The 15778-nt window shown below is 50.9% G+C and carries 10 protein-coding genes and 1 tRNA gene; 6 read left to right on the plus strand and 5 right to left on the minus strand.

Features of this window, described 5'->3' with window-relative positions:
* The first annotated feature begins 13 nt into the window (after positions 1–13).
* Both WN56_RS12330 and WN56_RS12335 read left to right on the plus strand, forming a co-directional pair.
* Positions 14–562 (plus strand): NAD(P)H nitroreductase, encoded by a 549-nt coding sequence (locus WN56_RS12330; RefSeq protein ID WP_046075294.1) that lies wholly within the window; start codon positions 14–16, stop codon positions 560–562.
* A 114-nt stretch (positions 563–676) separates the two neighbouring features.
* The gene (locus WN56_RS12335) at positions 677–2680 is read left to right on the plus strand and encodes a DNA topoisomerase III (protein ID WP_046075295.1); all 2004 of its coding nucleotides are present in this window, start codon (positions 677–679) and stop codon (positions 2678–2680) included.
* An 80-nt stretch (positions 2681–2760) separates the two neighbouring features.
* On the opposite strand, the gene WN56_RS12340 is transcribed toward WN56_RS12335, so the two are convergent.
* A complete protein-coding gene (locus tag WN56_RS12340) occupies positions 2761–3519 on the minus strand; it encodes a sulfite exporter TauE/SafE family protein (protein ID WP_046075296.1) in 759 nt (252 codons plus the stop codon).
* Between the two features lie 218 nt (positions 3520–3737).
* On the opposite strand from WN56_RS12340, the gene WN56_RS16575 reads away from it, so the two are divergent.
* Positions 3738–6683 (plus strand): EAL domain-containing protein, encoded by a 2946-nt coding sequence (locus WN56_RS16575; protein WP_052708079.1) that lies wholly within the window; start codon positions 3738–3740, stop codon positions 6681–6683.
* Between the two features lie 157 nt (positions 6684–6840).
* Entirely contained in the window at positions 6841–8910 is a 2070-nt protein-coding gene (locus tag WN56_RS12350) for an alpha-amylase (protein WP_046075297.1), read from the plus strand.
* A gap of 80 nt (positions 8911–8990) precedes the next feature.
* On the opposite strand, the gene WN56_RS12355 is transcribed toward WN56_RS12350, so the two are convergent.
* The 3 genes from WN56_RS12355 to WN56_RS12365 all read right to left on the minus strand — a co-directional run bounded on the left by WN56_RS12355 (position 8991) and on the right by WN56_RS12365 (position 11341).
* Positions 8991–9067 (minus strand) — tRNA-Pro (locus tag WN56_RS12355).
* Between the two features lie 135 nt (positions 9068–9202).
* Positions 9203–11080, minus strand: coding sequence for a DUF3413 domain-containing protein (locus WN56_RS12360; RefSeq protein ID WP_046075298.1), 1878 nt, complete (start codon positions 11078–11080; stop codon positions 9203–9205).
* A 42-nt stretch (positions 11081–11122) separates the two neighbouring features.
* Positions 11123–11341 carry a YejL family protein gene (locus tag WN56_RS12365; protein ID WP_046075299.1) on the minus strand — a complete coding sequence of 73 codons (219 nt, stop codon included), beginning with the start codon at positions 11339–11341 and terminating at the stop codon, positions 11123–11125.
* Positions 11342–11418: 77 nt separating this feature from the next.
* On the opposite strand from WN56_RS12365, the gene yejK reads away from it, so the two are divergent.
* Complete coding sequence (gene yejK, locus WN56_RS12370) at positions 11419–12438, plus strand: nucleoid-associated protein YejK (RefSeq protein ID WP_046075300.1); 1020 nt, start codon at positions 11419–11421, stop codon at positions 12436–12438.
* Between the two features lie 127 nt (positions 12439–12565).
* On the opposite strand, the gene nhaC is transcribed toward yejK, so the two are convergent.
* Positions 12566–14005: a Na+/H+ antiporter NhaC gene (nhaC, locus tag WN56_RS12375; protein WP_046075301.1), complete on the minus strand. Its 1440-nt coding sequence runs from the start codon at positions 14003–14005 to the stop codon at positions 12566–12568.
* Positions 14006–14540: 535 nt separating this feature from the next.
* Between nhaC and asd the strand changes: the two genes are divergently transcribed.
* Positions 14541–15662 carry an aspartate-semialdehyde dehydrogenase gene (gene asd, locus WN56_RS12380; RefSeq protein ID WP_102505349.1) on the plus strand — a complete coding sequence of 374 codons (1122 nt, stop codon included), beginning with the start codon at positions 14541–14543 and terminating at the stop codon, positions 15660–15662.
* The last annotated feature ends 116 nt before the right edge of the window (positions 15663–15778 follow it).

Genomic DNA, 15778 nt, shown 5'->3' on the forward strand with positions numbered 1-15778 from the left:
AAAAGGATGAATCATGGACGCACTTGAAATGCTCTTACAGCGTCGCTCGATACCGCGTCTTGCCGCGCCTGCACCGAGCGGTGACGTGCTTGAAAACATCATTCAAGCAGGACTGCGCGCCCCTGACCACGGCGCGTTGACGCCGTGGCAATTTGTGATCTGTGAAGGTGAGGGGCTCACCCGGCTTTCCACCATTCTTGCCGACGCCGCACAAACCAATGGCGCGGATGAGGCGGCGATTGAGAAAGCGCGTAACGCCCCGTTTCGAGCGCCTATGGTGGTCGCAGTGATTGCCCGTACGCGTCCGCACGATAAGGTTCCTACCATTGAGCAACATATCTCGGCGGGATGTGCCACGCAAGCGATGCAAATGGCCGCTGTCGCGCAGGGCTTTCAAGGGTTTTGGCGCACTGGCGCGTTTGCTTATCATCCTGCTGTGCGCGACGCGCTGTCGGTAGAAGGTGACGATCAGATTGTGGGCTTTTTATACTTAGGGACGCCAGATTGCGCCCCAGCCAATGCCCCAAAGCGCGATGCCAGCAAGTATGTCACTTACCTCTGAATGAATACCCATCGCGCTCACCTCGAAAAACCTGTGCATATGTACAGGTTTTTTATTGCGCCCTGATCGGCCTTTGCATACCATGCGCTCAGCGACGGTTAAAAAGGCTTTGTCATGGCACGATTGTTTATAGCGGAAAAACCCAGTCTCGGACGCGCAATTGCGGCTGGATTACCCAAACCGCACAAAAATCACAAAGGTTACATCGAGACCGCTCAAGGCGACGTGGTGACCTGGTGTATCGGCCATTTACTGGAGCAGGTTGAGCCGGATGCGTATGACAGCCGCTATAAAAAGTGGGAGCTGGCTGATCTGCCTATTGTGCCTGAAAAATGGCAGCTCCGTCCTCGTCAAGCCGCCGCGGCGCAACTGGCTATTGTTAAAAAGCTGATCAAGCAGTTTGACCAACTGGTGCACGCGGGCGATCCCGATCGAGAAGGGCAGTTGTTGGTTGATGAAGTGATTGACTACGCCAAGGTCAGTGCTAACAAAAAATCCAATATAAAACGCCTTCTAATCAGTGATTTAAACCTTTCTGCGGTGAAAAAAGCCCTCGCGCAACTGCAAGACAACAAAGCCTACATGCCACTGTCCGTATCTGCCTTAGCGCGCTCACGGGCCGACTGGTTGTATGGGATGAATTTGTCTCGCGCGTATACCTTGTTAGGGAAACAGGCCGGCTACCAAGGCGTGTTATCAGTCGGACGTGTGCAAACGCCAGTGTTAGGGCTGGTGGTGCGCCGTGATCAGGCGATAGACAGCTTTGTGCCACACCCATTTTTTCAACTGGATGCGATCATTGCTCATCCAGAGGGAGAGATACGGGCACGTTGGCAGCCCAGTGAGGCATGTGCAAAGTGGCAAGATGAACAGGGACGCGTCCTGTCTCGTCCCTTGGCAGAAAATGTCGCACAACGCATCGCAGGACAAACCGCGACCGTCACTGAAGCGGAGCGTCAACAACGCAAACAGGCCGCGCCGTTGCCGTACAATTTGTCGGCATTACAAATTGACGCTTCAAAGCGGTTTGGTTTTAGTGCGCAAAAAGCACTGGATGTGTGCCAACAGCTTTACGAACGCCACAAACTGATCACTTATCCGCGCTCAGACTGTCGTTATTTGCCCAAAGGCCACTTCGCCGAGGCAAATAAGATACTCGGTGCCATTAAGCAAGGCTGTGAGGCGCTTAGCCAGGCATGTGATGAGGCTGATGCTCAGCGTAAAGGTAAGGCATGGAACGACAGTAAAGTAGGCGCTCATCATGCGATTATCCCCACGGCGAAAGTCGCGCCGACAAGCTTGTCAGCCGATGAAGCAAAGATTTATCAGCTCATCGCACGCCAATACGTGATGCAGTTTTACCCTGCTGCCGAATACGCGGAAGGCAAGCTCATATTTGATATCGCAGGCGGCTGTTTTATCGCCAAAGGGAAGGTGCTGACGTTAGCTGGCTGGCGTGCTTTGTTGCCGACTCGACAAACGGCTGACAGTGACGCCGCCCCCTTGCCGCTGATGAATAAAGGCGATCAAGAACGCTGTGAACGCGGTGAGATTAAAGATTGCATGACAGAGCCGCCGGCGGCGTTTACGGAATCCACGCTGTTGCAGGCGATGACAGGCATTGGTCGCTATGTACAAAACAAAGCCCTGAAAGAGATATTGCGTGAAACTGACGGCTTAGGCACCGAAGCAACCCGTGCGGGTATCATTGAGTTATTGGTGAAACGTGGGTTATTAACGCGGCAAGGAAAAACGTTACACGCCAGCGCCAGTGGTAAAGGGCTTATCGCCGCACTGCCAGACAGTGCCACGTATCCGGATATGACGGCGGATTGGGAGCGGCAACTGCAAGATATGGCGGATCGTCAGTGTGGATATCATCCTTTTATGCAAGGATTAACGGCACAAGTGACAGGCTTAATTGAAACCGTGAAAACATCGCCACCGCCGGCCTCGTTAAGCGACTTGCCTGCCGCCCCCTCTAAATCTTTCACGCGTAAAGGGCGGCGTACGTCCGGCTACCGAAAGCGAACAACGAAAGCAAAGCCGGCTGCTAATCAAAAGTCAACGGCGACATCAACGCGTGCCACAAAACGCACACGCAAAGCCACGAGATAGCCTCATGCAGCGGCATATTGCGTAGCCGGTGAGCAAGTGTCGCGCCTGGTCATGCGGCCACCTGACACACAGGCCGGGCGTTAGAACGCATAGGCGGCGATGCAGCCGATCAAGGTCATCACAAATAAGAAGGTTTTTAGCACCTTGGGGTTGGCGGAAATGGCAAAGCGTACCGCAACCCGTGCCCCTAGCATGGCGCCCAATGCCAATATTAATCCGGGAACCCAGCGCACCAGGTCATCGGCAATAAAAACCACTAAGGATAACGTCGTAAAAGCGAGCGTACAGGCCAGCTTGAGCGCATTGCCACGCACTAAGTCGTAGTGCAGTGTGCCGCACAGCGCTGCCAGTAGTACAAATCCTACCCCGGCTTGCACGAAGCCGCCATAGAAGCCAGCCAGTAAGAGACCCAACCAAGCCATGGGCGTATCTTTCACGCGTTTTGTCGGTGTTCCCTCTGGGGGGCCAAAGGTCGCGGGTTTAATCAGCATCACCAGCGTCATGGTCAGTAAGGTACCAAGCAACAAGGGTTTCACCCAGCTGGTCGGGAGCCAAGCGGCGGCTAATGCACCGCAAAGGCCACCGAGTAAATTGGGGATCAAAACGGGGATAATGTCTTGTGTCTCTAGCTTATTATGTTGACGAAAGCCTGACATGCCAGATACACACTGTAACCAAACCGCTACACGATTGGTGGCGTTAGCGACATCAGCCGGCATGCCCACCACCATCAACGCGGGTAAGGTCAAGTTCGAGCCGCCGCCCGCCAGCGTATTAATAATCCCTGCGATCAGTCCTAAGCTGACCAGTAGTACGCCGTACTCGATGGTGATTGCCATGCACACTCCTTGTTTGCCATCGGCGTTGGGGTTACGTTAAGTGAGAGGCGTAACCGATTGATAGAAAAGCCCCATCAAGCATACTGTTTATGCGCAATGTTGTGAAACCTAATAGTAATACTGGCGAAACTATTCACGCCCTTTATAATCACGTGCTACATCTGAAATTTGGTTATTTTTCGCTCCGCTAGCCGCGCGAAATAAGGTTATATCACGTCATGCAGCAAGCTGTTCCCTCAGCGCTTGATAAAGTTGCACGCCGCTCCGCGCGAGTGGGGTTTGTTTATAATGTGCTTATTTCCATTTTGGTCTTTGCTTTCTCAGTGGCCTCAGTGGAGTTTTGGCTCTACCAACAAGCGCATGACCAAGAAGTGAAAGAGGTGCAACGGGCGCTGCTGGCTTATCGCTCGCGTATTGAGCTGAAAGTGACACAGAATTTGGATTTAAGTCACGGACTTGCTACTTACATCAGCCTTAACCCTGATTTGGACCAAAAGGATTTTTCCCGCTTTGCGGGCCAGCTCAAAGACAAAACCCCCTATATTCTTAATTTTGGCGCGGCGCGAAACTGGGTGATCAGCCACGTCTACCCTAACACGTTAGAGTCCTCCTTATTGGGCACTCATTATCATGATATTCCCGAGCAATTAGAGAGTGTTCGTGCGGCTTATGGGTCGAGACAGCCTGTCATTTCGGGCCCTGTTGAGCTCATACAAGGTGGGACGGCGTTGATTGCCAGGCAGTCAATAGTCAACCAAAACACCGGTCTGCCTTGGGGGGTGTTATCCACGGTATTAGATATCGATGGTTTGTTCTCCGCCAGTTTTAAGCAAGGAGAAAACTATCCTGTCCGCGCGGTATTACAGGAAAAACGCGAATCTGACCAGGTATTTACCACGGTTTATGGTGACACGTCGGTACTAAGCCAGTCGCCTGAGACGGTCACGGTCAATTTGCCTTCGGGGGATTGGCGTTTACTGGGGGTACCGCAATCGGGATGGAAAGGGCTGCATCCTCACCCCACGGTATGGGTTGTCGGTACGATTATTTTGCTTTTTTGGCTGGGTGGCCTGTATGGCCGCTACAACGCGGGGCGTAGTTTTGCCCAATCAATAGGGCGTGTGGTGGATGATAGTTACCGCTTCAGAAGCATTTTTAAACGTCACGACGCGGTGATGATGCTCCTCGATGCGAAAACGGGCGACATTCTTGATGCCAATGACAGCGCGCAGCAGTTTTATGGCTATGACCATGCTGCTCTGACGTCGATGCGGATCAGTGATATCAATACTCAAACCGATAGTACCCTTAAAGAAAGCCTTTCTCAGGCGCAACAGCGTGCGAAAAATTGTTTTATCTTCTCGCATCGGCTTAAAAGTGGTGAGGTGCGGCAAGTGGAAGTCCATTCTTCACCGATCACCATTGGCCATGCCAAGCTGCTTTTTTCTGTCATTCATGATGTGTCAGAACGTCTTGAAGTAGAGAGAAAGCTCATGCTGAATGCAAAAATATTTGAGCAGTCCAGTGAAGGGGTGCTGATTACCGATGCGGCGGGAAGGATTGTCACGGTAAATGGCGGATTTAGCGCGATTACTGGGTATAAAGAGGAAGAAGTGCTGGGTGCCACGCCGGCCATTTTGAACTCAGGGCGTCATGATCACGCGTTTTTCAGTGAGATGTGGCAACAAATCGCCGACGAAGGGCGTTGGAAAGGCGAAATATGGAATCGACGTAAAGATGGCGTGGTATATCCCCAATTGCTTTCTATTAGCGTGGTGAAAGACGATAGCGGGGAGGTCGTTAACTATATTGGTGTCTTCTCTGACATCACTAAGCTTAAGGACTCGGAGAAAAAGTTGATTGATTTGGCCCATTATGACGCGCTGACCGGGTTACCGAATCGTCTGTTGCTAACATCCCGTGTTCGTCAAGCGATGAACATGCAGTCCGTTCAGCGCAATCAGATAGCCTTGATGTTTCTGGATCTCGACCAGTTTAAATTCGTTAATGACAGCCATGGCCATGCGGTGGGCGACGCACTATTGAAGTTGGTCAGTGAGCGCCTGCATGGTTTGCTTGATGAAGGTGATACCTTGGCACGTTTGGGGGGCGATGAGTTTGTCATTCTTCGTTTGATTCACACTGATGACACCGCGTGTATTCGCTTGTCTGAAAACGTGATCCATGCCATGAACCGTTTGTTTGTCCTCGATGGCGGCATTGATGCGCAAATCGGGGTAAGCATTGGTATTGCGCGATACCCAGACGATACGTCGAGTACGGAAGAGCTCCTCACATTCGCCGATTCGGCCATGTATCACGCCAAAAAATCGGGCCGCAACACCTATGCGTTCTATGATGATGCGTTGACCATTGATGCCAACCACAAGCTACGTTTGGCGGTGGAGTTACGCCAATGTGTGCAAAATGAAGAACTGGAGCTCTTTTACCAGCCGCAAGTGGATCTGGTGACGGGGCAGATTGTGGGTGTCGAGGCATTATTGCGCTGGCATCATCCTGAGCGCGGCTTGCTGTCTCCCATTCATTTTATCGAGGTCGCCGAAGAGCGTTCAATCATTCATGATATCACGCGATGGGTGGTGGAAACCGGCTGTCGCCAACTAAAGGCTTGGCATGATGCGGGGGCGCCGACCTCCATGGCCGTGAATATTTCACCGCGTAACCTCGCGGATGTCACTTTCACCCAAGTGGTAGCCGAAGCCATCGCACGCACCGGCGCCGATCCACGCTTTTTAGAGCTGGAAATCACGGAAAACACCTTGATCGAAAACCAAGCCAATGCGCTGCGTGTTCTCGAACAATTGCGTGAGAAAGGTGTCGGGATAGCGATCGATGATTTTGGGACGGGCTACTCGTCCATGGCGTACCTAAAACGTTATCCGATCTCGAAACTAAAAATTGACCGTCACTTTATCAAAGATATTCAAAGCCAGTCTCCCGACGAAGAAGAAGTCGCGATTGTGTCAGCGATGATAGCGATGGCGGATAGTCTCGGGATCGGCGTGGTGGCAGAAGGAATAGAAACGCTACATCAACAAGCCATATTGCATGAGCTAGGCTGCACCTTTGGGCAAGGTTATTTATATCGTCGTCCAGCCCCTGCTGCCGATATTGGCGAGCTTTTGGGGGTGGATAATGATTAATATCTCACTATGCGGTTGCCGATTACGCGCGCAAGGGATAACTGGCTTGGCTCATCCTTTGATGGTCATTGCTCACAGTTTTAGGGCGCAGAAGCAGGAATGATGTCAATCGCTTGTGGTTTTTTTACCCTAAAAGAAAATCGCAAGGAGCACGATCATGACCCCTGTTTTTACTTGGCAGCGGCTCGCTATCGCGATAGCCGCTTCGCTGTCAATGACAGCCGCAGCCTCTCCCCATATCACGGTGACGACCTCAACCACACAAGCCGATAAGCCACTCAACGCAGACGCACCGGCGGTCTTTGCATTGGGAAAAAACACTTACCAAATCACGGTGGACGGTGTGGATGGCGAGTGCCAAGCGAATACACCCTCGAGCGCCAAGTTTAATACGCCGATACCGCTGGGGTGCGGCACGGCCAGCACTTTTGACCTCACTATTCGTTTTGCCGGTGACTATGGCTTTTATTATCAAGCGGATACGCGCACATTAAGCGTAAAACGTGAGCCGAAAAAGACGGCCTCCACCTTTAAACGGCCTTTGCCGGATGTGCAATGCCAGCAGTATCAAGGCGGACCTGTCACTTTGCAGCTTGGCGAGAGCTTTGCTGAAGGCACTCAGCTAAAAGAAGCACTCAGTGGCCAAGTGTTGCGTGTAAAGGATCACAGTGTCACGCTGACGCCGGCAGCGAACAGCGGTGGCTTGGTGCTGCTGGCCCCCGTTGACGCGCCTTCTTCTGCGTTTAGTTATCGGAATGCCAATATCTATTTTGTGATGGTAGATAGGTTTAACAATGGCGATCCGAGCAACGATCACAGTTATGGGCGTCATCAAGATGATGCACAGAACATCGGCACTTTTCATGGTGGGGATTTGCAAGGCGTGATTGATAAACTGGATTATATCCAGTCGCTCGGCACAGATGTGATCTGGTTATCCCCGATAGTTGAGCAAGTGCATGGCTTTGTCGGCGGTGGTAGCCAGGGCAGTTTTCCTTTTTATGCCTACCACGGTTATTGGTCACGTGATTTTACTCAAGTGGACAACAACTTTGGTGATGATGCCGTGCTCAAAACCCTCGTGGATGAAGCGCATCAGCGCGGCCTAAAAGTGTTCCTAGACGCTGTGGTCAACCATCCAGGTTATGCCACGCTCGCGGACTTACAGCAAGATGGGATTAACGTCGTCAATGACGCTGAGTTGCCAGAAAAATGGCAAGATTGGCAGCCCGATGAGGGGCAAAGTTGGCATGACTTTCATGACGCCATTGACTACAAGAGCACCCACTGGCACCAATGGTGGGGCAAAGACTGGGTGCGTGCGGGGTTACCGGGTTATGATCAGCCCGGTAGCAGTGATAAAACCCTGACATTGGCCGGGCTACCAGATTTTAAAACGGAATCCGATCAGCCAGTGACGCCACCGCAATGGTTGCTAAACAACCCAGGTACCCGCGTTGAAGCGCGCGATAACTATACCGTGAGTGATTACTTACTTGAATGGCAAACCCAATGGGTAGAGCGTTTCGGTATTGATGGTTTTCGGGTGGATACGGTCAAGCATGTCGATGGAGAAGTTTGGCGAGCATTGAAATCGAAAGCTTCGGCGGCGTTAGAGACTTGGCGACGTCAGCATGGCAAAACGGGAGAGCCGTTCTGGATGATGGGAGAAGTGTGGGGCCACCGTGCTTATCGTAGCCCTTATTTTGACCAAGGCTTTGATGCGTTGATTAATTTCGACTTGCAAAAGCAGATGGACAAGGGAGCGTACTGTCTGAGTGAAATGCAAGACACTTATCAAGCCTATGCAGACACCATGGCAAAAGAGGCGGATTTCATACCGGTAAGCTATATGTCTTCCCATGATACTGAGCTCTTTTTCAGTCGCTTTAAAGACGCCAGCATGCAGCGTGGTGCCGCCAACGCATTGTTGCTAGCGCCCGGTGCGGTACAAGTGTTCTATGGTGATGAAGTTGGGCGTGACTTGGGCCCTTACGGGGACGATTTCCATCAAGGCACTCGTTCAGACATGATATGGCAGCGCAACGCTATGCAAGCTGACTTGCTGAACCATTGGCGTAAAGTGGGCCAGTTTAGGCAAGATCATCCGGCTATTGGTGCAGGCAAGCATCAAGCCATCCCCCAAGCGGGTGCCTATGTGTTCTCTCGTCAACTAGGCGAAGAGACCGTGGTTGCGGCATTTATCGGGCGACAAGCCGATAAATAGCCTGCACAGTATACATACGTGTACAGAGAAAAGCCGCGTACGAAAAAGCCCACCGTTCGATGAACGGTGGGCTTAAATATTGGTCGGTCTGACTGGATTTGAACCAGCGACCCCTGACACCCCATGACAGTGCGCTACCAGGCTGCGCTACAGACCGACTAAGCGCTATATTACGAATCGGCCTAGTGGGTGTCAATTGCCAAGGGGGATTGTTTTTCGGTTTTTCAACCGTTTGGCTATTAAAGCGTCAACATAGCGTGGCGAAGTGACGTGTTCCTCTGCGCCTTGCTAATCACGACGACGGCTCTTCGGGATAATAAAAGCGTTTCAGTTCATGCATCACTTGCATCAGCAGTGACAACTGCGGTTTCCCCTCTGGCAGCGGGGTGTAGTGCTTATCAAACACCTTATAGTTGCCAAACTTATCCACCACAGTGGTTTTTTGCGGTTGTACCACCACGATATCTCGGCTATCGCCAGCAAGCACCCACTTGCGTGGACGGTTTTTAAGCTCGAACAAGTTGGTTCCACTGCTATACGTCTCCGCCGGAGAGCTGACCGATAGCATTGACTCCATCAATGTAGGAGCCACATCTAGGTGGCTGCTGTAATGCGCAATTTGCTCCGCATCTTGGTTGGGCCAATGCATAATCATAGGGACTTGTAACTGATATCGGCTGTAGTTTGAGTTTGATCCCCAGCTGTTGAGTCCGGTTTCGTTAAACTCCATTCCGTGATTAGCGGTGATCATCACCACGGTGTTGTCCAGCTGCCCTGACTGGTCTAGGTGCTCAAGCAAGCGGCCAAGCTGCTCGTCAACGTAATGTGCGGCGTTATTATAACTGTTTTTTAGTACCAAGCTTGTCTGGGTATCGACCCCTGCCATGGCACTGTCAAGCGCCGGCTGAAAAGGCTGTGGGTAGTCCCCACCTTGCTCGTATTCATTCACCGTTGCCAATTCCAGGTAACCAAACCATGGCTTGTCGGTTTCGCGGTGCGCCAGCCAGTTGCGCATCGAGGCAACCGCGTTGGCGTCCGCCTGCCAAGCGGGTTGATCCGATTGGCTGTCGCGTTCAAGCGCTTGGCTGAAAATGCTTTGATAATAAATGGGGTTGGCAAAATGATCGCCACTAAACAATCCCCATTGATAGTCTCGCTGTTTGAGTGTTTCTATCAGTACGGGGCGCAGTCCTTCGGTACGGGCACTTTGCGCATAACTGCCAGGCAAGCCGTAGAAAAAGCCAAACAACCCCGCCATGTCATCATTACTGCTGCTAAAGTGATTTTTAAACCACAGGTTTTGATTGGCAAACTGCTGGAGGTGAGGCATGGTTACCGGGTTTACCATGTCCGCACGCAGCCCCTCTACCATCACCATCAGTAAATTTTTCTGATACTTGTTGGCATCCGGGGCGAACGCAAGTGGTTTGAGAGGGTAGCGGATCACTTCGCTGGTTTCCTGCCCACGCTGTTCGCGCAAACGTTGATACTCTTGCCTGTCGAGCAAGCCGTACTTTTCCATAAAGGTTTTCGCGGTCATCGGATAGGAGACCGGGAAGGTAGAGCGCTGTGCGGTGACCGGGCTGTATATGAAGGCATCCGCCCAAATATGGATAAGGTGGCTAGAGATAAAGCAAAGCGCAAAGACGGCAGCCACGGGGATACCGATACGTTTACGCGTCAGTTTACGCAGTTTGCGCCACACCCATTCAGCAATAATCAGCTCTAAGATAAAAATAGCAGGCACGGCAATAAACAAGTACTGCCAATGCGCATTCATATCGGTTTTTTCGCCACTTAACAGCAGCTCCCACACCAATGGGTTAAGGTGAAGGTGCAGGGTTTGGTAAGCGTAAATATCAAGCAGCAGCACCATCATCCCAATGGTGGCAACCAGTACGGCAAACAGCCGCATTAACCGCTGGGAGGGGATAAGAAAACTGGCCGGGAAAATAATCAGAATATAAAGCGCAAACACCAGAAAGCCAAAGTGCCCAACCCAGTTGAACACCAAGTAGCTTTGCCCTAATAGCGTTTCAGGCCATCCTGATTGGCTGATGTAGCGCGTGCCCAGCAACATAGCGGCAATGATGTTAAAAAAGCTAAACCAATGCCCCCAACTGATTAGCTGGGATACTTTGTCACGATACGATGTTCCGCTATCAACCATACAAATTTATTCTTCTCTTATTAGCGACTGCTGCTTTTTGCATTATTGCTTATCGATGGATGCCATTAATGCCTGGGCAAACTTGTCGGCAAATGCCTGGCGTTGGGCGGCAGGAATATTGTGATTAAGGATGTTAGTGGCGACATTCCCGATCACCATCAGCGATAAATCCGTAGAGGCATCGTGTTGTTCTAACACGTTGACAACATCGCTGATAATACGTTCCACTTGCTCGTCGTCATATTTTGAAGTTACAGGCATAAATTCGTCTTTTCTTCTTAAAACCAAAGCAGCGTATAATAACTCACACTTTAGTCTTACTGAAAATCTTTTCAATCATGACCCTCACGCTTTCTAACGTAATATTGCATCAAATCGTTAAGCAAGATGATGATTCGCTTAACGTTCACCTTCGAGACGGCCCGTTGCCGCTCACCGAGCAGACGGAAAACCTGATGGGAGACATTCATCGGGTTTATCATGCAAAAGCAGGCAAAGGGTTTGCTTTGTTTGACACCGAGAGTGACTTCCAGCAGTGGTTAAAGGCCTATCGCGCCGATACGCTCGACTTTCAAGCGTTATCCGAAAAAGCGGTGGAGCGCTTGCGCGCTGAATTAGCGAAATACCCTTTTGCCGACAACGGAACCCTGGTGATGGCGCACTATCGAGCGCTCGCGACGGACTATCTGTTTATCGGCGTGCTCGAGTCGAAGCACAGTTTACGTGTCACTGATGAACTGGAGGTGAATGCCACCGAGTATCTCGATGTGAGCAAGATGGATATCGCTGCGCGCATTGACCTATCGACGTGGGAGACAGATGCCGAATCAAATCGCTATCTTTCCTTTATCAAAGGCCGCGTGGGGCGCAAAGTCGCTGATTTCTTCCTCGACTTTCTGCAAGCGGAAGTGGGAATGGATAGTAAGCAGCAAAATCAGGTGCTGATGCAAGCGGTAGAAGACTACTGCGACGATGCCCGCCTCGACAAGGAAGAAAAGCATAATACCCGTAAGCAAGTGTTTGATTATTGCAATGATCAGCTTAAAGCGGGCGATGAGGTGGTGGTGAAAGAGCTGGCCGGTGAACTGCCAGCGACGCCTGACGGCACTGACTTTTATCAGTACGCTAACCAGCAAGGATATGAACTTGAAGCGCAGTTCCCGGCTGATAGAACCACGATGCGAAAGCTCACCAAGTTTGTCGGAGCTGGTGGTGGTTTGTCGGTCAACTTTGACGCCATGCTGTTAGGAGAGCGTGTGTTTTATGATCCAGAGACAGATACGCTGACCATTAAAGGCACGCCGCCGAACTTGCGCGACCAGCTTCAGCGTCGTTTATCGAACCGAGATGATGACTAGCGTCTAGACCATTGACCATGGCTGGGTCAGTGTGATCTATATGATAAAAAGCGGAACACCTGATGGTGTCCCGCTTTTTCTTTACTTCGCTTAGCGACGCATTGACCACAATATGTGATCTGCGTTTTTATGCGCGCTCGGGCGCGGCGTCTAGGGTCGCTGCGTCGTCAGTGTGCGCGTTCTGTGCTGGCTCGACTTTGTCGACAAACCAACCCATGTAGCTAGTCACAATAGTTACAGCGATACAAACAAAGCTTAGCCACATAAACGGCGCATACGACAAGGTCGCGACACCCAAGATGCTTGCCATGTAGATACCATTGTCACTCCAAGGCACCATCCCAGATGTCAGTGTGCCACCGAACTCGGCGTTACGGGATAAGTTCTTGCGCTGATAACCCAAGCGGTCGTAGTTTTTCGCACAGATTTTGGGGGTTAAGATCAGTGATACATACATCGCTGAGCCAAAAATGTTCCCCATAAAGGCAGTACCAATGGTTGAGGTGGCCAAGCTTCCAGCACTATTGACGCGGCGCTCAAAGAGATTAGCGATGGTATGGAGTACGCCCACTTTTTCCAACAAGCCACCGAAACCGAGACCAAACACAATCACGGCCACAGAACCAAGCATGGATGACATACCGCCGCGATTGAGAATGGCATCAATGAAATCCACCCCTGACGCGACAGAGAAGGGGGCCCAGGCGGTATTAATCGCCGCAACAGGGGCCATGTCTTGCAGCATGACTGCCCACACCACGCCCAGTAACGAGCCAAAGCTGATCACCGGGAAGGATGGAAGGCGCATGGCGAGCAGGGCAAGGACAATGAGGACAGGAATAAATGACATCGGGGTGATGACAAACTGATCTTGCATCGCTTGTTTCACCATTTCTACCTGGCTCATATCCACATTGCCGGCATAGTGCCAGCCAACAAGGGTAAACAGAATGCCGGTAATGATGTAGCTGATAAGCGCAATCGGAAGCATGCCTTTAATATGCTCGACAATTTCCACCCCTGACATCGATGATGCCAGGATCACCGAATCAGACAGCGGAGACATTTTGTCGCCGAAATAACACCCTGACAGCACCGCACCCGCAGTCATTGGCGCTGGAATGCCTAGGCCTTGACCAATGCCCATCATTGCAATCCCCGCGGTACCGGCTGCGCCCCAAGAGGTTCCTGTCGCCAAAGCGGTTAATGAGCAAATCAACATGGTCGCTAAAAGGAAGATAGAAGGGTGGATAGCTTTCAGACCATAATAAATGATGGTGGGGACAATGCCGCCTGCAATCCAGGTACCCACGAGAGCGCCCACCGACAGGAGGATTAACACCGCCCCAAGACCGTTGGAAATACCTTTGGTTGCTGCCGATTCAAGGTCTTTGTATTGGTGGCCTAATTTGAGCCCCAAGCCCATGATCACAAACCAGCCAATAAATAATGCCAGTTGGATAGGTAAATCGAGTTTTGCGGTAAACGAAAACGCGAGCGCCAAAAATGCACCAAGCGCCAGAATGACCTGAACGATGGATGGTAATCGAATTTGATGTGTTGTCATAACTGAACCTTCTTCACGTCGCACTCGGTGACAACCGATAGGGCGAACGTATCAATATCATTATCGGAAGGTGGATCGTCTGTGATTGCGCGACTACTCCCTGCGCCATTTAGCGATGCAACTAGCAACAACCAAACTCACATCACTGTCCGTGTGTCAGTATCCTTTGTTCCATTTGTGAGGCGTCATACTCTAGCTAACAGAACAATGAGATGGGAAACATTTTTGTCGCTTATGTGAGTCGAACGCGAGCGAGGTTAATTGCAATTGTCAGATGTTGTTTAATTGTGGTTTTAAGGTTAATTGTCTGTTTTATATTGATGATTTTTATGTGTCTGGAGGCGGTGTTTGTCGGCGTATGTACGTTAAATCAAGGTGGGTACCAGTGATGGAACGGTTAAAAAATGGTGGATAATTGAGCAGAAAAAGGGGCTAACCTGACGACTGTGAAAAGACGTGTTAGTATCAAAAACGTTTTTTCACTGACTGTCGAACTTTAAACGACGGTCACACAACATGGAGTGTGAAAATTATGATGCGAGTAGGTTTAGTTGGCTGGCGTGGCATGGTGGGATCTGTGCTGATGCAGCGTATGGTGGAAGAAAAAGATTTCGACCATATCGAACCTGTGTTTTTTAGTACGTCTCAGGTTGGGATTGACGCTCCGAACTACGGTAAGGATGCGGGCACTCTAAAAGACGCTTACGACATTGAGATGCTAAAAACCCTCGATGCTATTATCACCTGCCAAGGCGGAGATTATACCAACGATGTTTACGCAAAGCTGCGTGAATCAGGTTGGAAAGGCTATTGGATTGATGCGGCGTCATCATTACGAATGGCAGATGATAGTATCATCACCTTGGATCCGATTAACTTCAAACAAATCCAAGCGGGAATTCATAAAGGTACGCGCACCTTTGTTGGTGGTAACTGCACCGTGAGTTTGATGCTGATGGGCTTGGGTGGCCTATACCAAAATGGCCTAGTCGAGTGGATGACCGCCCAGACTTATCAAGCTGCGTCAGGCTCAGGCGCCAAGCACATGCGCGAGCTGATCAGCCAAATGGGCGTGATTAATGATGCTGTCAACACTGATTTGGCCAGCCCTGCCACTTCTATCTTGGACATTGACCGCAAAGTTGCGCAAACCATGCGCTCGAGTGACTTCCCAAGTGACAACTTTGGCGTGCCGCTTGCCGGTTCACTGATCCCTTGGATTGACGTGAAGCGCGAAAATGGTCAGAGCAAGGAAGAGTGGAAAGCCTCGGTTGAAACCAATAAAATCTTGGGGTTAGACAATAACCCAATCCCTATCGACGGTACGTGCGTCCGTGTGGGAGCGATGCGCTGTCATAGCCAGGCATTGACCATTAAGCTGAAAAAAGCAGTGCCAATGGATGAAATTGAAGACATGATTGCATCTCATAACGACTGGGTCAGTGTTGTCCCTAATGAGCGCGATGTGACCATGACCGATCTGAGCCCGGCGAAGGTGACAGGCACCATGTCTGTGCCTGTGGGTCGTTTGCGTAAACTGGCCATGGGGGACGATTTCCTTAATGCCTTTACCGTGGGTGACCAGCTGCTGTGGGGCGCGGCAGAGCCTCTACGTCGTACGTTGCGTATTATCTTGTCGGAAAAAGAGCAAGGCTAATGGCCGTGTAATAGCCATATTAAGCCGTCAACGGAGTTGGCGGCTTTTTTGTGTCCGATGTTCTGTATCGCTTAGTCCTAGCGTATCAAGCGTGCATAAAAAAGGAGGCGATAGAC

The sequence above is a fragment of the Salinivibrio sp. KP-1 genome (assembly GCF_000968645.1).
Lineage (GTDB): Bacteria > Pseudomonadota > Gammaproteobacteria > Enterobacterales > Vibrionaceae > Salinivibrio > Salinivibrio siamensis.